We start from the raw sequence: 20,259 nt of genomic DNA, 5'->3' as shown, positions 1-20,259 counted from the left end.
TCACGTCCTTAACCGGCTTTGTTGGTATACCAAGTGATCGGTTTTTCATATTTTGTTAGTGAATTTTCAACGCCAAGCGCCAATGCAAATAGTGCCATTCTTACCAGTACACCGTTCTGTGCTTGCCTAAAAATAGCGAGATTATCTAAATCATTTAGATCGGTATCTAATTCATTTGCCTCGGGTCTAGAATCTCTGGGTAATGGATGCATTATTACGGTATGTGCTTGACAATACTGTTGGTATATATCGCGATTCAAACTAAAGTGGCCGCGGTATAGATCAGCCTCGCCAGGGCTGGCAAAACGCTCTTGTTGGATACGTGTTTGGTAGATAACGTCGCAGTCAAGATTGCCTTCCACTGTATTCGTAAGGATGACTTTATGACCTGCATTTTCAAGTGTAGCAATAACGTTATCAGGCATTTGAAGTGCATCTGGTGCAATCATTGTGACAGTAATATTGTTGTAAAGGCTCAGAAGTTTAGATAACGAATGTACCGTACGGCCATGCTTTAAATCACCCATTAAGGTGATGTGTAAACCATCTAATGTGCGCCCAAAAGGTTTCATTTCAGATTCAATGGTAAATAAATCTAATAATGCTTGTGTTGGGTGTTCGTTAGCGCCGTCACCACCATTAATTACCGGCACATTACTACCAGTAGCGAATTCGCTGACTGAGTGCATTTTTGGGTGACGCATAGCGATAACATCTGAATAACCACTAATGACTCGTGCGGTATCAAATAGTGATTCACCTTTACTTAACGATGAGTTTTCTTCGCCAACGGTTTCTCGAACAAAGCCTCCAAGCAAATTAAAGGCAGTACCAAAACTAACTCGTGTTCTTGTACTAGGTTCAAAAAAGAGGTTATTAAGGATGGCGCCTTCTAATACATGACACCGTTTTTGACGCATGGCATACGGCGCCATTTGTGCAGAGACAGTTAAGATTTTTGAAATAGCTTCACGATCAAATTGTGAAACTGAAAGGATATGGCTACCTTCGAAGGTCATCATAGTCTTTCCTAAGTAATGGAATGGTGTTTACTTTACGTGCGATATACACGAAAAAAATCCGCCGAAATATAGCACATTCAATGGATATTTAGAATGAATAAACGCGTGCTTTTGTCAAAAACTAGGTTTGAGGTAAGCTAGAATAATCACGGCAAATAAAATGATTACAGGCACTTCATTAAAAATGCGATAAAAAAGACTACTTCGTTGATTTCTATTATGCTTAAAAAGGTACAACAAGCGAAAGCAATAGCCATGGTATGCCAGCAAAATGAAAACTAAGGTTATTTTAATATGTAACCAAATCGCACTGTTAAACCAAGCAGAACCGTATGAATATATTAACAATAAGCCGAATATCACCGTTAAAATAGCAAAAGGCGTAATAAAAAAGAGTAAACGTTTCTCCATCCCTTTTAATTGTTCAATCACCTGTTGATTTTTTGCTTGTGCATGATTGACGAATAAACGTGGCAAATAAAAGATACCAGCGAACCAAGCAACCATAAAACTAACATGTAAAGCTTTTAACCATAGAATTGTCATGACGTTGTATTTCCTTCGAGTAAAAATCGGCGAATTTGTGCAAAAGGCAATATGCCTAAAATTTTACTCTTGTCTTGTTGGTAAATATAAACAGCGCCCCTGCGGGCATCACTTAACGCATTATATGCTTCAGCAAGGGTTGCTCTACTATCAATAGCAATGAGCGGATGATTATCAAATGATTGCACGCTGTTATCTTCTGATACTCGCGCTTGATGCCAAATGAATAGTTCAGGCTGGTCTACTGCGCGAGAAATAAGTAATGTTTTACCTTCGTCTTTTAAGTACCGGTTGCTCAAATAATCAATATGGGTATCACTCACTAACTCGAATGTTGTGTTCATTGCAGCTAAAACACCAACACGTTGTAACGTTTTTTCTATGGGAGGTTGACGGTACAGTAAATTTTGCACTTCTAATTGCATAACGAATACACTGCGATTTTTAAAAAATTGTCCGGAGGATACACAAGCCGTTGATATAACTAACATGGCAGGCACAATCACTTCAAGTTGACCAGATAACTCCACCACCGCTAATAAAGCAGCTAAAGGCGCGTTTAACGTTGCAGCCATAAAGCCAGCCATACCCATTAAAGCATAGTCAGTGGGGAGGTGTTCACCGGGTAAAAAGGGCACAACTGCTTCTGCGGCAACAACACCTGAAATAGCACCAATAACTAAAATGGGTCCGATAATACCACCAGGAATACCTAAACCTAGCGCTGTAATGGTCATGAGCAATTTAGCTAATAACAACAGTAGTACCATCATGACAGGTTGAGAAAACTCAGTGTTAAAATGACTGAATTGAATATCTGTACTTATTGCGGCCGGAACAAAAGCACTACAAATTCCCGTAATTAATGCGGCGATAAGTAGTCTACGTTTTAAAGAGAATTGGCTTGAATAAGCGATTAAAGTGGTTAGGCTTTTATTAAAAACAGAGGCTAAAATTCCTAGAGCAATACCAAATAACATTAAAATTGGATAATGAATAACGGTTAAATCAATTTTATCGAAAAATTCATATTGATGTGCTGGGCCATATACACCTTGTGTGATCATAGAACCAACTAATGCTGCGATCATGATTGGAATGAATATGTACACTTTATATTCACGTAAAATAACTTCCATAACAAAAATAACTGCAGCAATCGGTGTGTTAAAACTAGCGGATATAGCAGCTGCGATGCCACAGGCACATAATGTTCTGACCGTGTTAAAAGGTAAATGTAATTTATTGCCAATGTAGCTACTACAAGCGGCCCCTAAATGAACCGCTGGTCCTTCACGACCAACTGAAAAGCCACTAGCAATGGCTAGAGTGCTTCCGATAAATTGATTAACCGTATTTCTTAGCGGCATCACGCCGTAAGCGACTTTTAAACGGTGGAGTACAAAAGGTATTCCGGTGCGTAAATACTGATAACCAGTCAGCATAGCGGACAATAATATAACTAATGCACCAATAATTGGTAATAGCATACGACTTACGAGGTCAGAGTTGATATAATTAGCAGACAAGACGAGGTATAGATTTTGTAGTTCTTTGATGCTAAATGTAAAAAGTATCACTATTGCAGCAGAAGCAACGCCACCTAACGCAGCAAGTAAACAAAGCTGCCAAGACGTCTTGGGTTGAGCAAGATGTTTTTTTAGCGCTAAGTTATTCATCATAGTGTGAAGCTTGTTGTTTGTTATTATTGTTGTATTTCATTGGTATCATAATACTTTTTATATGAGTTGGTTAGCAAAATTAAATTTAAATAGTATCGTAGAGCGTCTAGGCACTTTTCGATCTTCATTATTGTTACTGGCGCTAATTGTGACCTGTTTTTTTTGTGGTTACCGTATTGGAAATTTCTTTCACGGTTTTCAACAGCATACCCTTGAACAAATGCAGAAACGCTTAGATCACCTATACGAGCAGCAAGAAAATCATATTCGTCGGATCAATACCTTAGAAGTTGAATTAGAGGTTGAGCGTTTGGCAAATCAAAAGTCACAAAAGCTATTAACAACCATAGAGCAACAGCACTTTAAAGTGAAAAAAGATCTCGCGTTTTATGAAAAAGTAATGGCACCAGAAAAACAAGCTGATGGCGTAGTGATTGATCAGTTTGTGATTTCAAATACCGCAAGCGAACACCACTATCGGTTTAAAGTGGTATTGGTTCAACAGAAAGTACGAAAACGTTATGCTAAGGGCCACATTCAATTAGCACTTCATGGTAGCTTACAGAATAAACCTACTAAACTTGCATTGAGTGAAGTATCGGAAATTACCAAGGAACAATTAGGTTTCAGTTTTCAATACTTTCAAGTGATTGAAGGAGAAATAACATTACCAGAGCATTTCACAGTTGATCAAATTGTGTTGTCGGCAATATTGCCAAAAAGTAAATGGCAAGCGTACCAACGTATTGATCAAAGTTACTCATGGACTGATGTCACCGAGAAGACCGAACAATCCACGTCGCTAATACTTGATTAAATTGGTCAAGTTTACGATAATTCCCGCATATTAAAGTAAGAGTTGAAATCTATGTCAAATCCAGAAGTACCAATTAAATTTACTGATGCCGCTGCAAGTAAAGTATTGGCTTTGATCACAGAAGAAGAGAATCCAGAGCTAAAATTACGTGTTTACGTAACAGGTGGTGGTTGTTCAGGGTTTCAGTACGGCTTTACCTTTGATGAAAAAGTCAATGAAGGTGATATGACAATCGAAAAACAGGGTGTCACCATGGTTGTTGATCCAATGAGTTTACAATATTTGGTGGATGGCGAAGTCGACTATTATGAAGGCTTAGAAGGGAGTCGCTTTTTAGTGAATAATCCAAATGCAAGCACAACGTGTGGTTGTGGTTCATCATTTTCAATCTAAAGTCGCCTTTGAGTCGCCATATATTATAGCGCGTAAGAAATATTTGCCTCGTTTCTTGCGCGACAACCCCCTGTTTTTCTCTTGTCAATAAAGCTATTTACCTGTGTGCTGGCCATTTTATAATGTTAACAGCAATACGTGAAGTCAACATAAGTATTTATGTTTATTAAAACAATTTTCGTGTAGCACCAATAAGTTAATTTTTATACAAATTTTAACAATTTAGATCTTCTTTTATCATTGCGTGAATAGGCTGTTCGGTGTACTTTATCTGCGCATTATTAAAAATCATCAATTTTAGCAACCAAATCAGAATCACCTACTTTTAAAAGTAAATGGCATTGGAGTCAGCATGGCTAATCGTATTAGCAATTTTAGAACCTTCTTATCTCAACGACCCTATATTTTGGCGATTATCATTTCTATTTTGTTGATATTATGGATGTTGTCCGGACTGTTTCAGGTAAAAGTGTCGGCTGCTGAAAACGAGCAACAGCAAGAGGTAATCCCTAAAGTTAAAGTGGAAACGATGTATGCTGATGCCGTCAGTGATGCAATCGAATTATATGGTCGTACTGCTCCCGATAGAATTACCACGTTAAAAGCGGAAATTTCTGGTCAGGTTGTCAAAGTACACGCTAATAGAGGTGCTGCAGTTTCACAAGGGCAAAAAATTATTACATTGGCTAGCAATGAACTTCCTGCGCAGCTTAATCAAGCTAAAGCACTATTGGCTCAGCGAGAAATCGAATATCGCGGTATTAAAACGTTAAATGCTGATGGTTACCAAGGTGAGGTTCAACTCAGTCAGGCAGACGCTAATTTACAGGCGATAAAAGCACAGATCGCGCAACTTGAGATTGCTTTAAAAAACACCGTTATTCGGGCGCCGTTTGATGGAGTACTTAATACACGTTTTGTTGAACAAGGTGATTACTTACAAGGTGGTGATGATGTTGCCATTATTGCTGATTTAAATCCCTTGATTGTTACCGCTCATGTTACTGAAAATCAAGTCAGCAAAATAAAGGTAGGCCAACAAGCACAGGTTACCTTATTAAACAAATCTAAATTCACAGGTGATGTGCGATATATCGCAAGTTTGGCTGATGAATATACCAATACATTTAAAATTGAAGTAGCGATAAACAATGATGAAAATAAGCTATTTTCAGGGCTGAGTAGTGAAATTTCTTTAGCGTTTGAACAAGTCGAAGCGATTAAAGTATCACCAGCATTATTAGCGCTTGATGATCAAGGGAATTTGGGTGTCAAAACGGTAAATAATAATACGGTTAAATTTACACCAATTAATGTTGTTAAAAGTGAAAATGATGGCATGTGGCTTGCCGGTCTTGGTTCGCAAGCTGATGTTATTACCCTCGGGCAAGGCTTCGTTCGCGAAGGCGATCGTGTTGAAGCGGTTCATGCTGTTAGTAATAAGGAAGAATAATGCTGACTATTATTGACGGAGCCCTTACGAGAACTCGTTCAGTATTGCTTATTTTTATTTTATTGCTGATTTCTGGGGCTGTCACTTACGCAAATATTGCGAAAGAATCGAATCCTGATATTACAATTCCAATGATATATGTGTCGATGATTCACGATGGAATTTCTCCGGAAGATGCTGAAAGAATGCTAGTTCGCCCAATGGAGAAAGAGCTAAAATCTATTGCTGGCATAAAAGAAATGACAGCAGTCGCTAGTGAAGGACATGCGTCTATTACTTTGGAATTTTTAGCGGGTCTTGATCCTAAAGAAGCACTTGCAGATGTTCGTGACAAAGTAACGCTAGCTAAAGCCAAGTTGCCTTCAGAAACTGAAGAGCCAGAGGTACACGAAGTGACGATGGCTAACCAAGTGCCTGCGGTAACGGTGATATTATCAGGACCTGTTACAGAGCGTGGTTTGCTTACGTTAGCACGAGATCTAAAAGATGATATTGAAGGCATGAAAGAAGTGCTTGAAGTAGATATCGGTGGTGATCGTGAAGATATGGTTGAAATTATCGTTGATCCACTACTGCTAGAAAGCTATGGATTAGATCAAAACGATATTTTTACGTTAGTCGATCGCAATAATCGTTTAGTACCAGCAGGTACTATGGATACTGGTAAAGGGCGGTTTGCCGTTAAAGTTCCTTCAGTATTTGAATCAGTTAAAGATTTATTAGAGTTACCCATAAAGGCGGAAGGTGACAAGGTTATTACCTTTGAAGATGTTTCTACGGTAAGAAGAGCATATAAAGATCCTTCAACGTTTGCCCGCTTAAATGGTGAACGCTCAATTTCACTGGAAGTCAAAAAACGTTCGGGTGAAAATATTATCAATACTGTTAATAACGTAAAACAATTGATTGCTGAAAAAAAGCAACGTTGGCCGCAGCAAGTTGTGGTTGATTACGTAGGCGATCAGTCGGTTGACGTTAAAGACACCTTGAATGATCTACAAAATAATGTGTTATCAGCGGTATTACTCGTCGTTATCGTGGTTATTGCTGCACTTGGTGCACGCACTGCCTTGTTAGTTGGCTTAGCGATTCCAGGGGCATTTTTAACTGGAATTTTAGTACTAGCGATTTCAGGCTTAACAGTAAATATCGTTGTACTTTTTGGTCTTATTATGGCGGTAGGTATGCTCGTTGATGGCGCTATTGTTGTTACCGAGTTTGCAGATAGGGAAATGAGTGAAGGTAGATCTAAACAAGTAGCTTATGCAAACGCGGCTAAACGCATGGCTTGGCCGATTATCGCTTCAACCGCAACCACTTTGGCTGCATTTGCACCGTTAATGTTCTGGCCGGGTATGATGGGGGAGTTTATGAAATACCTCCCTATTACTTTGATAGCGGTGTTAACAGCATCACTCGCAATGGCGCTTATTTTTGTTCCTACGTTAGGCACAGTTTTGGGTAAGCCTCGCCCGATGTCAGATGAGCAAAAGCAACAAGTATTGGATAGCGAAAAAGGAGATTTTTCGCAACTAACGGGGTTCACAGCAAAATATATTGGTTTACTGTCCAAAGCGATAAAACATCCATGGAAAGTGATTATTGGCACCATCATCATGTCTGTTGTAGTGATGTTCCTTTACGGTGCTTCAGAGTTGGGCGTTGTGTTTTTTCCAGAAGTTGAGCCAAATAGTGCAACCATTGTGGTGCGCTCACATGGCGATCTCTCCGTATATGAGAAAGATGCCATTATGCGTGATATTGAACAACGCATTTTACCGATTAAAGGGATAGACACCTTATATAATTTAACGGGTGGCAATGACATAGTAGGTACCTTTCAAGTTAACTTTTTAAATTGGCAGTTACGTCGTAAAGCAGATGAAATTATTGAAAATATTCAGACCAATACTGCCGATATGGCAGGCGTTGAACTTGAAGCAAGAAAAAATGAAGATGGACCTCAAAGCGGAAAAGATGTTGTCATTGAGCTAAGTTCACGTTTTCCTGAGCAGTTAGAGCAAGCAGTAAAAGCGATACGAGGGGTGTTAGTGAATTCAGGAAAATTCACCGATCTTGAAGATACTGCGCCTAAACCGGGTATCGAGTGGCAACTTAATATTGATCGTAAAAAAGCCGCAACTTATGGCGCAGATGCCGCTTTAGTTGGTTCAACGGTACAAATGGTAACGAATGGCTTAAAGCTTGGGGAATATAGACCTGATGATGTGGATGATGAATTAGATATTCGCGTTAGGTTTCCACAAGAAAAACGCAGTATCGGGCGACTTGATTCACTACGAATAAAAACTTCTGCGGGCTTAGTGCCAGTAAGCAGTTTTGTTGAACGTGTGCCAGCGCCTAAAGTAGATACTATCAGACGTACTGATGGCAGGCGAGTGGTTACTATTCAAGCGAACTTGATCACGGGGGCTCAACTGCTTAAAGAGTTGCCTGCCTTACAAGCGAAATTACCAACATTAGGTATTGCGCCGACAGTACATATTGAGCTGAAAGGACAGAATGAAGATCAACAAGAATCACAAGCATTCTTGGTCAATGCATTTGGCGTCGCTTTATTTGTGATGGCGATTATTTTGGTTACTCAGTTTAATAGTTTCTATCAAGCGTTCTTAATTTTAAGTGCCGTGGTGTTTTCAACGGTAGGGGTATTCTTAGCGCTTGTTTTGGTACAAAAACCCTTTGGAATAGTGATGGGGGGAATAGGGGTAATTTCATTAGCGGGTATTGTGGTCAATAATAACATCGTATTAATTGATACTTATAATGTGTTGCGATCGCGAGGCATGTCAGCAACGGATGCTGTATTAAGTACCGGAGCACAGCGCCTTCGCCCTGTTATGCTAACAACTATCACCACGATTTTAGGTTTATTGCCTATGGTTATGCAAGTCAATCTAGATTTTTTTAATCGCACGGCTGTGTATGGTGCGCCTTCTACGCAATGGTGGACCCAATTGGCAACGGTAGTTGCTGGCGGTTTGGCTTTCGCCACTATTTTGACACTGGTATTAACCCCTTGTTTGCTTATGTTGCGAACTAAGAAAGGTGTATATCAATCAGCGAAGCAAAAAATGAGCCTGTTTACGCGCAATAAGCGTGAAAAAAATGCGGCCTAGACTAGGAGTTGTTGACCTTTCGAGATTAAATTTTGTTCGAACAAAACGCGAAAGATCAACAGACCCTAACCTTCAGTTATTAATTGTTCGGTGATCTGATGCATATCCAAATCTAGATCATCGGCCTTAATACCTTTAATAATAAAATCTTCCGATTGAGATAAATCAATATACTTGGTTTCAACAAAGTGATGGTGTTTTGCGCTGTAAAAAATCTTTACTTTTGGGTTTAATAAATCTTTTTCATTTTTTTCTTCAACTATCGCAACTTTACCTGAGTTTAATTCTACTAGCGTGCCTACAGGATAAATCCCCATACATTGAATAAATTTAGTCACTAAACTCGCATCTAAATGTTGTTGATCGGCTAGGTTTTTTAAAATTGCAAAGGCTTTACCATGACTGTAGCCGTCTTTGTAGCACCTTGCTGCGGTCAACGCATCAAAAATATCACATATAGCAATCATTCTTCCGTAAGTAGAAATATGATCTCCAGGAATGTTAAAAGGGTAGCCTTGGCCGTTGAGCTTTTCATGGTGTAACGCTGCGACTTCTAAACTCAATTCTGAAATGCCTGGCGTATGTTGAATAATATCGATTGAATGTGTCACGTGAGATTTCATAATACTAAATTCATCTTCAGTTAACCGACCTGGTTTATTGAGCACTTCTTCTGGGATCATAATTTTGCCCACATCATGCAAAAATGCGCCGATGGCCAGCTGTTGAATAATGCTTTTATCAAGTTTCAAAAACTTGGCGAATATTGTGATTAAGATAGAAACTGAGATCGAATGCTCTAGTAAATATTCATCTTTATTTCTGATGTTTATAATACTGGCAAGTGCGTTTGGATTCTTAAAAATTTCTTCAATGACCCTATCTGTAATCTCTGTGACAGGCGATAAATCTAATGGTCTACCTTGTGCAGCATCGTTAAACACTTTTTGTTGGATCTCTTTCGAGACTGAAAAAATTTCTTTCGCATCTTTAGCTTGAATCGTTACATGTTCATTTACGCTTTCCTGTGCAATTTCGGCCTGATCTTGTGCAAAAGTAAGTGTTTTATCGGTATCAATAACAACTTGTTGTACACCTTTTTTTAGCAAGTTTTGAATAACGCGGTCACTTTTAATATTACCTGCACTGGTTAACGTATATTGCGCGGATTGCTTTGCAATATTGACGACAAAATGACCTACTTTTAATTCAGATATGCATATTTGTTTTATCATATGTTTTCTCAACTATTTGATATTTTAATGTTGTTATGTTGAGTTTCCATTCGGCACAACATGATGGTGACATATTAAGGGTGTATTATTTATTGTAGAATAAATATCATAGAAGATAATTGTTCAACTTGGTAGAAAAAATGAAGTATTTGGGACAATCAACACGCTCTAATATTGTTATCGTGGGGGTAAAGTTTGAGTAATAAATGCGTTTAAATCTTTTTGGTGCTAAATTTGCATAGAATTAACGATGAGTGGGCTCTGTGCTATTAGTCATTCCCCAAGTCTTTAATAAATTTTTATGATTAAGGACTAAAAATTTTCTGAAAAGTGTCGATAACAAGGCATTATTGAACGTGTTTTTGACCGTTAAAGTAGGGTAGTTATGTTGCGATTATTAATCAGTTTTTTAATGTTATTCAGTGTAACGTTATTTACACATGGTGCGTCTATAAAAGCAGTACAAGTATATACGGATGACATACTTTTAGATTTAATAAAAGAAAACAAGCATTTAAGCCAAGTTGTCATAGATGAATGTCAACTTGTTCAAGATATTGAAGCTCGCGCAACTATTTCAGAAAAGCCCGCTTTTCAGTTTTTATGGGGTGACATGCTAGCTTACGGAGTATGTATAAAAAAAGATATTCCACTAGGATTGCACTATATGAGAGAGGCTGCAGATCAAGGTTTACCAGAAGCTTTAGAGCAATTAGGCCGATATTATCACGTTGGAAAGTTTATGCAGGTAGATATGAGACAGGCAATTATTTTCCTTAAAGAAGCGGCAAGCCTGCAAAATCTTAATGCTCAAATTCGTCTTGCTGAAATATACAATGCAGGCAACGGCAGTCCTCTAGACTTTCCTGAGCTCTATGCTCAACTCCATCATTCTGTAACCGATGATAAGAAAATTCATAGAAAAATATCAATATTACTGTCTGATCTTGCAGAAAAAATGCCTACGCGTGTTGTAAATATGGCCAAGCAAGGAAAATATTAAACAACTAATTTTTTGCCAAGAAAAGTACGGTCTCAATTGGTCATGATTTATTATTGATAAAAAGTGGTTAATAATTGACGTGTCTTAGGTGAAGTAAGATATAATAAAAACGTCAGTCCATTAACGAAGAAAAACGATTATTAAAGATTCAAAACCAAAAAACATTGAGCAAGAATACGAGTTTCCGGTCGCTAGCCGTGAAGAACTCTTGTCTGTTATTGAAACGTCCAATATTCCTCCTACCTTTAAAGCGTTATGTAAAAAATTAAACTATCAACGTGATGAACACATCGTTGGATTAAAACGGCGTTTGCGTGCGATGGAAAATGAAGGACAACTGATCTTTAATAAATTTAAACAGTATGCAATTCCTCCTAAAAACAGTTTATTAATTGGAAAGGTTTGTGGACATCGTGATGGGTATGGCTTTTTTACTCCAGACCAACCTGTAGAAGCAACAAAAGGTAAAGATTTATTTATTTCTTCACATGAGATGCAGCGTGTTATACACGGTGACATTGTTGAAGCTATGATCGTCGATAGAACTGACCGTAAAGGTCGACAAGAAGTTAAAATTATTGATGTGATTGAACCGCGCAAGCACGGTATTGTTGGCCGCTTTTTTGTTGAACATAATATTTTATTTGTTGTGCCAGAAGATACTAGAATTAAACAAGATATTCTGATTGATCCAAAAGAGCGCTCGACTGCAAGGCATGGGCAGATGGTGGTAGTTGATATCATTCAGCGACCCAGTAAACGTAGTAATGCCGTTGGCAAAGTATCCGAAGTATTAGGCGATTACATGGCGCCAGGTATGGAAATAGATATAGCACTACGAGCACATGATTTACCACATGAATTTCCTAGTAGTGTGCTTGAGCAAGTTAATCAGATCAATGACGAAGTGGATGAACCGGCGAAGGCTAACAGAAAAGATTTACGCAAACTTCCTTTAGTTACCATAGATGGTGAAGATGCACGAGATTTTGATGATGCAGTATATTGTCAAAAAGAACCAACCGGTGGATGGCGTTTATGGGTGGCAATTGCCGATGTAAGTTATTATGTGCGTCCAGGAAGTGCCTTAGATGATGAAGCAATAGCGCGAGGAAATTCCGTATACTTTCCTAGCCAAGTTATCCCGATGCTGCCAGAGAAACTATCGAACGGCTTATGTTCTTTAAACCCTGATGTTGATCGTTTGGCAATGGTGTGTGAAATGACGATTAATACTGAAGGGGAGTTAGCTGAAAGTACATTTTATCCCGCGGTTATTAAATCACATGCACGTTTTACGTATACGAAAGTTGCAGCAATATTAAATGATGATCAAGAACTTAGAGAGCAATATGCTGACAGAGTGCCTGAACTTGAAACACTGAATCAATTATATTTAGCGCTAAAAATAGCGCGAGAAAAAAGAGGTGCGATTGCTTTTGAAACACAAGAAACACGCTTTGTGTTTAACGAACATCGTAAAATTGAGTCTATAGAGCCTTTATTACGAAATGATGCACATAAAATTATTGAAGAGTGCATGATTCTCGCAAATGTCGCTACAGCAAACTTTGTTTTAGCGCATCAAAAACCTGGGCTATATCGCGTACATGATAAGCCTAACGATGAAAAATTTACGCATTTTGTAAACTACTTAGCGGAGCTAGGTATTACTATGCCGCTAAAAGGGGCGATGGAAGATGGGCCTGAGCCTGCTGACTACAGCGCAATTTTAGCAACAATAGAAGGCAGGCCAGAACAAGAGCTAATACAAACCATGTTACTTCGTTCGATGAAGCAGGCTGTTTATCAGCATGATAATATTGGTCATTTTGGTTTAGCGTTAGCATCATATAGCCATTTTACGTCTCCGATCAGACGTTATCCTGATTTAGTTATTCACCGTGTGATTAAAGCAATATTGCAATCGCAATCAGCTTCTGAGGCAAATGAAGGGCATCATCTTTACGAACAGCAGCAAATCGCTGAATTGGGCGAACATTGTTCTATGACAGAACGAAGAGCGGATGATGCAACGCGCGATGTTGCAGATTGGCTTAAATGTGAATTTATGCAAGATCATGTAGGAGATGTTTTTACCGGGGTAATTTCTACTGTTACTAACTTTGGCCTATTTGTCCGCTTGCATAACATTCATATCGAAGGATTAGTGCATATTACTTCTTTAGGTCATGATTTTTATCACTTTGATGATGCGCGTATGTGTTTGACGGGAGATAAAACCGGCAATAGTTTTCACGTAGGTGATGAATTGGAAGTGCAAATTGCTGCGGTAAACTTAGAAGAAAAGAAAATTGATTTAGTATTGGTGGATACCCTTAATAAGGTTGCTAAAAAACCCGTTAAGACGGCAGCAACGAAAACCAGAAAGCGCAAATTACAAAAAAATGTTGATAAACAAAACTCACCAGCAACATCGAAAAAACAATCAAAAGCAAGCCAGAAAAAAAACAACAATAATAAGAAATCACGTCCTGGTAAAAATGCGAGAAAGAAAACAAAAGGTTAAATGATAAAATGGCTAAACATGACGAATTGGCTTTTGGTATTCATGCTGTAACAGCACTAATTGAAAACCAACCGGAACGCTTTAAAGAATTATTTCTATTAAAAGGTCGTGATGACCAACGATTATCTACAATTGTTAATTTATCAAGAAAGTATGGCATTCCTACGCAAGTAGTACAGAGAAAGGTGCTTGACGATAAAGCGAAAGGTGAGCAACACCAAGGTGTACTGGCAAGAATAACTCCAGAGAAACAGTTGTCAGAAGCTGATTTAGATGATGTGTTATTCGCTGCTGAACGTAAAAATGAATTACCTTTTTTACTGATTTTAGATGGCGTGACTGATCCGCATAATTTAGGTGCATGCTTACGTAATGCCGATGCCGCAGGGGTGCAGGCGATTATTGTCCCTAAAGATAACGCGGCACGAATAAGCGCCACCGTACGAAAAGTTGCGGTTGGCGCAGCTGAAACTGTACCGTTGATTCAAGTGACTAACTTAGCCAGAACCATGAAGTCTTTACAGCAACAAGGTATCTGGTTGGTCGGCACCGCAGGCGAAACTGATTGTTCCTTATATGATGATGTAAAACTAGATGGCCCAATGGCACTTGTCATGGGGGCAGAAGGTAAAGGTATGCGTAGATTGACTAAAGAAAATTGCGATCAACTTGTTAAGCTGCCAATGGCTGGGAATGTTTCAAGTTTAAATGTGTCAGTGGCAACAGGTATTTGTTTATTTGAAATTGTTCGTCAGCGTCAAGCCAAAATGCTGCAAAAATAAACGCGAAAGGTCAACAGACCCTAAATAAATAGCTACGCTGTTCATTTATTTTGTTTATTATAATACCCATTAGATTAATAACTTAAACCGTTGATCTAGTGGGCGCACATTGCTGCAGTAACATCACCATTAACGATAGTTAAAAAGGGGTAAACTTATACTTAACATACTTATTTACCTTGTTGTATTATTGCTAAGTACTTTAACCTATGCACAATTCAATGAAGATAACCTAATAAAGCTTGCTGTCTCTAATGTTACGAAAGGACCAGCGGCGCAAATTGGTATCAGGTTAAATCAGGGAGCAGAGGTTTATTTTCAGAAAGTAAATCATCAGAATGAACTTCCAGGCTATCGTATTGAAATGACACATCGAAATGATAGTTATGAACCGTTCAATACGCTTAAAAATACGCAATATTTTCTACAGCAAGGTGATTTTTTTGCTTTCTTTAATTATGTAGGTACACCGACAACTGCAGCTATTCTCGAGACCATTAAAAATAATAAGTTACCATTTTTAACCCCTTTTACCGGTGCATATTTTCTTCGAAAGCCAGCAATTAAAAATATTTTTACCTTGCGAGCTAGCTATTATCAAGAAGTAAAGGCGCAACTTGATTACCTTATAAATACCAGAGGATTTAAAAATATCGGTTTATTGATCCAAGCGGATGATTTTGGCTATGCGGTCGAGAAAGGTTATAAGAAAATTATGGAAAGCTATCATGTCACGCCTACGATAACGGCAAGATATCGAAGAAATACCGAAGATATACAAACTGCATTAATGTTGTTGCGTAAACACAAAGTTGAAGCGGTCGCTTTTGTGGGAACATATAAACCATTGTCAACATTAATTAACCAAGCGTATGAGCAAGATTTTACGCCATTTTTTTCAAGTGTATCCTTTATTTCAAGTGCTGACTTATTCCCATTACTTAAATACCACAGTGATGTATTGATCACTGAAGTCTTTCCCGATCCAAAAGATTGCAAAAAAGCATATTGTCGTCAATTTGTTGAAGACATGAACGCTGCTGGTTATTCTGACTTGGATCGTATTCAATTAGAAGGGTATATGAATGGCTATTTATTTACTCAAGTAGCTAAGCAATGCATCAACACTATGACTCCAACTTGCTTTTTGAATGAAATACAAAATTTTTCATCGCAACAGCTTGATATTAAAATTGAATTTTCACCGTTAGAACATCAGGGCCTTAACAACGTTTACTTAAACATCTATTCACCTGTTAGACAGTAAAATGCTTACCGCGTCGGTGATTAAATAATCACTAAATAAGCTTGCCTTTATCGGTTGTTTTACCTACAATACGCGACCTTAAATCAGCCTGAACATATTTTTGTTCCTTGCCTCAATACTGGTGCTTTGGGCTGAGCCAGCTAAGAGGCTACAACCGTAAGGAGCTCGTAATGCGTCATTACGAAATCGTATTTATGGTTCACCCTGATCAGAGTGAACAAGTGTCTGGTATGATCCAGCGCTATACTGACTTGATCAACGCCGCTGAAGGTAAAATCCACCGTCTTGAAGACTGGGGTCGCCGTCAGTTAGCATACCCAATCAACAAACTGCATAAAGCACACTACGTTTTAATTAACGTTGAAGCGCCGCAATCAGTTATTGATGAATTAGAAACTTCTTTCCGTTATAACGACGTTGTTATTCGTAACATGATCATGCGTACTAAAGGCGCGGTAACTGAAGCATCACCTATGGCTGTTGCTAAAGATGACCGTCGCGAAGTGAAGAAAGAGGTTACTGAAGCGCCAGCTGCTAAAGTTGAAGAAAAAACTGAAGAAGCTGCAAGCGAAGAATAAGTAATCTGTGGTTGATAATCACTTAGTGTTAGTTGGGGAACTGGTGAAAAAACCTAGTTTTTCAACAAGTCCTGCAGGTATAGAGCATTGCCAATTTTCAATTGATCATCGCTCAATGCAACAAGAAGCTGGCTTAAATCGTCAAGCGTTTGTTCGAATACAGGTAGTGGCAACAGGTGAATTAACCCACATAACGCGTGAGTTCATTGCAAGAGATGTAGTTAAAGTGACTGGTTTTATCAACCGTCATGAATCAAGAAATGGTAACCCAATTCTCGTACTGCATGCCTCGCAAATAGAAAAGATAAATTAGGAGAAATCCATGTCTCGTTTTTTTAGACGTCGTAAGTTTTGCCGCTTTTCAGCGGAAGGCGCTAGCGAAATTGATTATAAAGATATCGCTACGTTAAAAAATTATATCACTGAAAGTGGTAAAATCGTTCCTAGCCGTATCACTGGTACAAGTGCTAAATATCAACGTCAACTTGGTCGTGCGATCAAGCGTGCTCGTTACTTAGCATTATTACCGTATACTGATTTACACAAGTAACCTAATAAGGGGTTTTGAAAATGGAAGTAATTCTTCTTGATAAAATCGCCAAATTAGGCGGCCTTGGTGACAAGGTAACTGTTAAGTCTGGTTATGCACGTAACTTCTTATTACCTCAAGGTAAAGCTGTTTTCGCATCTAAAGCAAACGTTGAGCACTTTGAAGCTCGTCGTGCTGATTTAGAAAAGAAATTAGCGGATGACTTAGCTGCTGCAGAAGCACGTGCTGCTAAATTAGTAGAACTTGCTGAAGTAACAATCGCTTCTAAAGCTGGTGACGAAGGTAAATTATTCGGTTCAATTGGTACTCGTGACATCGCTGATGCGATCACTGAAGCGGGTGTTGAAGTTGTTAAAGCTGAAGTACGTTTACCACACGGTTCAATCCGTGAAACAGGTGAGTTCGATATCGCTATTCACTTGCACACAGATGTAGATTCAAGCATTAAAGTTGTTGTTATCGCTGAAGCGTAATTACAACTTAGCTTTATATGAAAACGCTGTAACTTAGGTTACAGCGTTTTTTTTTACTTTTATTTTAGCCAATCAGTGTTGATTGCATAATTTTAGCTACACTTTGATTAGAATCTACAAACACATCAAGGTTAATGGTCAAGCTAACATCATCTTCACCAGTGGTATTATTGTCTTTATTGTACCTGATAACAGTTATTATCACTGGGGCATCGCTATTACTTTGGTTTAATAATCAAATATTACTTGCGAGCTTGCTCACGATCGTTCTTTTGGCGCTCATCGTTACTATCTATCTTCTTCATAAAAAAGTCATACCCAAATATAAAAGATATCTCGTTGTAGAAAATTGGGCGTACTTAGCCAATATCTGCCATGAGTATCAAGATTTAGTTGGGCAAGACGTTATTGCTCGAATGGTAAACCGATTAGTCACTAAAGGTCGTGATGTTGATAATATTGACAGCATGATTGATAAAGGTATTAGAAGTAAAATATTACTCGATGAAGATACTGGGCTTGGCAATAGAGAATTTTTTGATCATCGTCTTGATGCGTTACTTAAAGAAGAAGGAATACAAGGAGCTGTTTACTTTATTCATTTTAATGAAGGCGAACTTGTTTATACGCTTCATGGTAGAACAGCGGTAACGCAAATTTTTAATCAGGTGATCGCCAGTATTAATATGTTGCTACATAAATTATCGGGTTGTTATTTAACACGCAGAGGTACCTATGAACTTGCGTTAATAGCGCCAGGTGTTTATATCACTGAAGCAGAACAATTAGCGCAACGCATGATCAAAACCTTATCAAGTATAGCCTTACCGATAGGCGTAGAACGAGATTCTTTTGTGCATATCGGTGTAAGCTATTTTTCTCAAGCTGAGAATAGCTATCAAATTAAATCTGAAGCTGATATGGCGCTACGATCAGCGCAATTACAAGGCCCTTCTCAATGGTTTATGTTTGAACCTGGTGAGGTGGAGCATGTGCGTGCTAAAGGTTCATTACAATGGCGTACTTTTTTGGAAAAAGCCATTGCAAGAAATGCCTTTGTGTTATTTTTTCAGCCCGTACTTGCTGCAACCAACGAAAAATCTTTACATCATGAAGTATTGGCCAAAGTGCGTGATGAAGACGGGCAATTGATTAACGCACGCGTCTTTTTACCAATGGCAGTGAAAAGTGGTGTGATTAAAGAGGTTGATTTTTTAGTGTTATCACAAATCTGCCGTTTATTGAATTACGATCGACATTTAACTGAAAGTTGTAGTTTAAATTTATCGATTGAGAGCTTGTTATCGAAAAACTTGCTCGGCAAGTTTAAAGAAATTCTTGTTCGCTATCCAAGCATATCATCACAATTGATTGTAGAGATATCAGAATATCATTTGGTTAATGAGTATTTACGGCTAAAGCCTGTATTATCACAGTTACAGTCACTTGGGATCCGGTTATTTATTGACAAGGTTGGACAATATATTGAAAGTGTTGATTACTTAAAGGAATGTCCAATCAGTGCGATAAAGCTTCATGCCAGTATTGTTATTAATATCCATCAGCGTTCTGAAAATCAAATTTTCGTCAAAAGTTTAGTAAAAATCTGCCAATCTCAACAAGTTGACATTTACGCCTTTGGTGTCGAATGCGCTGAAGAGTGGCGAACGTTAAAAAAATTAGGCGTGAACGGCGGACAAGGACACTACTTTACTGAGCCTATGTCGCAGGTGGCAAAAGCCATTCATCAGCCTTAATTTTTTTTTGCTCAATAAGTCCGTGTAAACCTTGTAGTCCGCCTGTATGTAATATCACAATACGGTGGCCAGCAGGGAAAAAGCCTTGCTCGATCAAGGTTAATAGCGCTAAGATCATTTTTCCTGAATAAATGGGCTCTAACGGTAATTGCGTTAACTGGCTAAATTCACACATTTTTGATAAATCTTCAGCACAAAATTTTGCATACCCTCCACCATGAAAATTCGTGAATAGTTGCCAGTTTTGTGCGTTGCAATGATGTGACTGCAGCAGTGATTGAATGTGTTCATGTAAATACTCTGCTTGTTTTAATACCGCAATACCGAGAATATTATGTTGTTGTTTGTCCCCTGCAATTATTCCTGAAATCGTGCCTGCACTTCCAACTGGGGTAATAATCGTATCAAATTCAACTTGGCTATTTAGCTCATCACATAACTCACTGACACCTTTTAAAGCAAGAGAATTACTGCCACCCTCAGGAATAATAAAATGGTCTGGGTAACGTGCTTTTAAGTCTGCTAAGTAGGTTTCATCGTGGCGTAACTTATAGGTTTTTCGATCAATAAAATCTAAAGTCATACCCCATTGCTTGGCCTGCGTCAGCGTTGTATTGGTTTCATAATGCTGTTCACCACGTACCATGCCAATTGCATGTATTTGTTGTTGCTGACAAGCATAAGCGAGTGCATGAAGATGGTTTGAATATCCGCCACCAAAACTGAGAGTGCCACGATAACCTAAAGATTTTGCGTGCTGTAAATTATAGTATAACTTCCGCCATTTATTGCCCGACACAACGGGGTGAATAAGATCATCGCGTTTTACGTAAACAGTCAGTTTATGTTTTGTGAATAACGGATGTTCAATGGCTTGAACAGGAGAAGGTAAATTAGCAGAAGATTTCATGATGACGATAAGTATATACTTTGTTGGTGTGGTTGCGGGCTATTTCACAACATTTAGACAGACTATAAATGTTTAATAATGAAATATTAACTAAAAAACTTGCGGATATATACGAATAAGT

General features: G+C 38.4%; 18 protein-coding genes. 13 read left to right on the top strand and 5 right to left on the bottom strand.

The genetic code is table 11. From position 1 onward, the window contains the following. Nucleotides 1–8: 8 nt before the first annotated feature. From QUE72_RS15755 to QUE72_RS15745, 3 genes are all read right to left on the bottom strand, one after another. A complete protein-coding gene (locus QUE72_RS15755) occupies nt 9–1,022 on the bottom strand; it encodes an aspartate carbamoyltransferase (RefSeq protein WP_286270043.1) in 1,014 nt (337 codons plus the stop codon). A 114-nt stretch (nt 1,023–1,136) separates the two neighbouring features. Beyond that, on the bottom strand, nt 1,137–1,568 hold the full coding sequence (locus QUE72_RS15750) for a CopD family protein (protein WP_286270041.1): 432 nt from the start codon (nt 1,566–1,568) through the stop codon (nt 1,137–1,139). After that, nucleotides 1,565–3,250, bottom strand: a complete 1,686-nt coding sequence (locus QUE72_RS15745) for a chloride channel protein (protein ID WP_286270039.1) — start codon at nt 3,248–3,250, stop codon at nt 1,565–1,567. The genes QUE72_RS15750 and QUE72_RS15745 overlap by 4 nt, the downstream gene beginning before the upstream one ends. 148 nt (nt 3,251–3,398) lie before the next feature. Here QUE72_RS15745 and QUE72_RS15740 point away from each other — a divergent pair, with 148 nt between their 5' ends. From QUE72_RS15740 to QUE72_RS15725, 4 genes are all read left to right on the top strand, one after another. Beyond that, nucleotides 3,399–4,067: a DUF6776 family protein gene (locus QUE72_RS15740; RefSeq protein WP_286270037.1), complete on the top strand. Its 669-nt coding sequence runs from the start codon at nt 3,399–3,401 to the stop codon at nt 4,065–4,067. Nucleotides 4,068–4,118: 51 nt separating this feature from the next. Next, nucleotides 4,119–4,460, top strand: coding sequence for an iron-sulfur cluster insertion protein ErpA (gene erpA, locus QUE72_RS15735; protein WP_074500213.1), 342 nt, complete (start codon nt 4,119–4,121; stop codon nt 4,458–4,460). 352 nt (nt 4,461–4,812) lie between these two features. After that, on the top strand, nt 4,813–5,913 hold the full coding sequence (locus QUE72_RS15730) for an efflux RND transporter periplasmic adaptor subunit (protein WP_286270035.1): 1,101 nt from the start codon (nt 4,813–4,815) through the stop codon (nt 5,911–5,913). Continuing rightward, nucleotides 5,913–9,053, top strand: coding sequence for an efflux RND transporter permease subunit (locus QUE72_RS15725; protein ID WP_074500215.1), 3,141 nt, complete (start codon nt 5,913–5,915; stop codon nt 9,051–9,053). Before QUE72_RS15730 ends, QUE72_RS15725 begins: the two co-directional genes overlap by 1 nt. A gap of 65 nt (nt 9,054–9,118) precedes the next feature. Here the strand turns inward: QUE72_RS15725 and QUE72_RS15720 are convergent, their stop codons facing one another. Continuing rightward, nucleotides 9,119–10,288 (bottom strand): HD-GYP domain-containing protein, encoded by a 1,170-nt coding sequence (locus tag QUE72_RS15720; protein ID WP_074500216.1) that lies wholly within the window; start codon nt 10,286–10,288, stop codon nt 9,119–9,121. A gap of 385 nt (nt 10,289–10,673) precedes the next feature. Here QUE72_RS15720 and QUE72_RS15715 point away from each other — a divergent pair, with 385 nt between their 5' ends. The 9 genes from QUE72_RS15715 to QUE72_RS15675 all read left to right on the top strand — a co-directional run bounded on the left by QUE72_RS15715 (nt 10,674) and on the right by QUE72_RS15675 (nt 19,228). Continuing rightward, nucleotides 10,674–11,291, top strand: a complete 618-nt coding sequence (locus tag QUE72_RS15715; RefSeq protein ID WP_286270034.1) for a tetratricopeptide repeat protein — start codon at nt 10,674–10,676, stop codon at nt 11,289–11,291. A 136-nt stretch (nt 11,292–11,427) separates the two neighbouring features. Beyond that, a complete protein-coding gene (gene rnr, locus QUE72_RS15710; protein ID WP_286272993.1) occupies nt 11,428–13,821 on the top strand; it encodes a ribonuclease R in 2,394 nt (797 codons plus the stop codon). 8 nt (nt 13,822–13,829) lie between these two features. Continuing rightward, nucleotides 13,830–14,603, top strand: coding sequence for a 23S rRNA (guanosine(2251)-2'-O)-methyltransferase RlmB (rlmB, locus tag QUE72_RS15705; RefSeq protein ID WP_074500223.1), 774 nt, complete (start codon nt 13,830–13,832; stop codon nt 14,601–14,603). Between the two features lie 190 nt (nt 14,604–14,793). Then, nucleotides 14,794–15,870, top strand: a complete 1,077-nt coding sequence (locus QUE72_RS15700; protein ID WP_074500226.1) for an ABC transporter substrate-binding protein — start codon at nt 14,794–14,796, stop codon at nt 15,868–15,870. A gap of 170 nt (nt 15,871–16,040) precedes the next feature. Then, the gene (gene rpsF / locus QUE72_RS15695) at nt 16,041–16,448 is read left to right on the top strand and encodes a 30S ribosomal protein S6 (protein WP_074500229.1); all 408 of its coding nucleotides are present in this window, start codon (nt 16,041–16,043) and stop codon (nt 16,446–16,448) included. Between the two features lie 7 nt (nt 16,449–16,455). Further along, nucleotides 16,456–16,761 carry a primosomal replication protein N gene (priB, locus tag QUE72_RS15690; RefSeq protein ID WP_074500235.1) on the top strand — a complete coding sequence of 102 codons (306 nt, stop codon included), beginning with the start codon at nt 16,456–16,458 and terminating at the stop codon, nt 16,759–16,761. A gap of 9 nt (nt 16,762–16,770) precedes the next feature. Then, entirely contained in the window at nt 16,771–16,998 is a 228-nt protein-coding gene (gene rpsR / locus QUE72_RS15685) for a 30S ribosomal protein S18 (RefSeq protein ID WP_074500237.1), read from the top strand. 20 nt (nt 16,999–17,018) lie between these two features. After that, a complete protein-coding gene (gene rplI, locus QUE72_RS15680) occupies nt 17,019–17,471 on the top strand; it encodes a 50S ribosomal protein L9 (protein WP_074500239.1) in 453 nt (150 codons plus the stop codon). Nucleotides 17,472–17,605: 134 nt separating this feature from the next. Continuing rightward, nucleotides 17,606–19,228 carry an EAL domain-containing protein gene (locus QUE72_RS15675; RefSeq protein ID WP_286270031.1) on the top strand — a complete coding sequence of 541 codons (1,623 nt, stop codon included), beginning with the start codon at nt 17,606–17,608 and terminating at the stop codon, nt 19,226–19,228. Here QUE72_RS15675 and QUE72_RS15670 read toward each other — a convergent pair. After that, on the bottom strand, nt 19,191–20,138 hold the full coding sequence (locus QUE72_RS15670; RefSeq protein ID WP_286270029.1) for a 1-aminocyclopropane-1-carboxylate deaminase/D-cysteine desulfhydrase: 948 nt from the start codon (nt 20,136–20,138) through the stop codon (nt 19,191–19,193). The two genes, QUE72_RS15675 and QUE72_RS15670, sit on opposite strands and share 38 nt — an antisense overlap. Nucleotides 20,139–20,259: the final 121 nt, after the last annotated feature.

This window comes from Thalassotalea hakodatensis, from assembly GCF_030295995.1.
GTDB classification, from domain to species: domain Bacteria; phylum Pseudomonadota; class Gammaproteobacteria; order Enterobacterales; family Alteromonadaceae; genus Thalassotalea_C; species Thalassotalea_C hakodatensis.
The sequence above is the reverse complement of the archived record's forward strand: the minus strand, read 5'-3'. Positions and strand labels throughout refer to the sequence as shown.

Bases quoted from the DNA above. Each gene is read 5' to 3' on its own strand.
- rpsF (WP_074500229.1), top strand. From the start codon at position 16,041: ATGCGTCATTACGAAATCGTATTTATGGTTCACCCTGATCAGAGTGAA.
- rlmB (WP_074500223.1), top strand. From the start codon at position 13,830: ATGGCTAAACATGACGAATTGGCTTTTGGTATTCATGCTGTAACAGCA.
- QUE72_RS15725 (WP_074500215.1), top strand. From the start codon at position 5,913: ATGCTGACTATTATTGACGGAGCCCTTACGAGAACTCGTTCAGTATTG.
- QUE72_RS15670 (WP_286270029.1), bottom strand. From the start codon at position 20,138: ATGAAATCTTCTGCTAATTTACCTTCTCCTGTTCAAGCCATTGAACAT.
- QUE72_RS15755 (WP_286270043.1), bottom strand. From the start codon at position 1,022: ATGATGACCTTCGAAGGTAGCCATATCCTTTCAGTTTCACAATTTGAT.
- QUE72_RS15730 (WP_286270035.1), top strand. From the start codon at position 4,813: ATGGCTAATCGTATTAGCAATTTTAGAACCTTCTTATCTCAACGACCC.
- QUE72_RS15750 (WP_286270041.1), bottom strand. From the start codon at position 1,568: ATGACAATTCTATGGTTAAAAGCTTTACATGTTAGTTTTATGGTTGCT.
- QUE72_RS15715 (WP_286270034.1), top strand. From the start codon at position 10,674: ATGTTGCGATTATTAATCAGTTTTTTAATGTTATTCAGTGTAACGTTA.
- rplI (WP_074500239.1), top strand. From the start codon at position 17,019: ATGGAAGTAATTCTTCTTGATAAAATCGCCAAATTAGGCGGCCTTGGT.
- QUE72_RS15675 (WP_286270031.1), top strand. From the start codon at position 17,606: ATGGTCAAGCTAACATCATCTTCACCAGTGGTATTATTGTCTTTATTG.
- QUE72_RS15720 (WP_074500216.1), bottom strand. From the start codon at position 10,288: ATGATAAAACAAATATGCATATCTGAATTAAAAGTAGGTCATTTTGTC.
- rpsR (WP_074500237.1), top strand. From the start codon at position 16,771: ATGTCTCGTTTTTTTAGACGTCGTAAGTTTTGCCGCTTTTCAGCGGAA.
- QUE72_RS15745 (WP_286270039.1), bottom strand. From the start codon at position 3,250: ATGATGAATAACTTAGCGCTAAAAAAACATCTTGCTCAACCCAAGACG.
- erpA (WP_074500213.1), top strand. From the start codon at position 4,119: ATGTCAAATCCAGAAGTACCAATTAAATTTACTGATGCCGCTGCAAGT.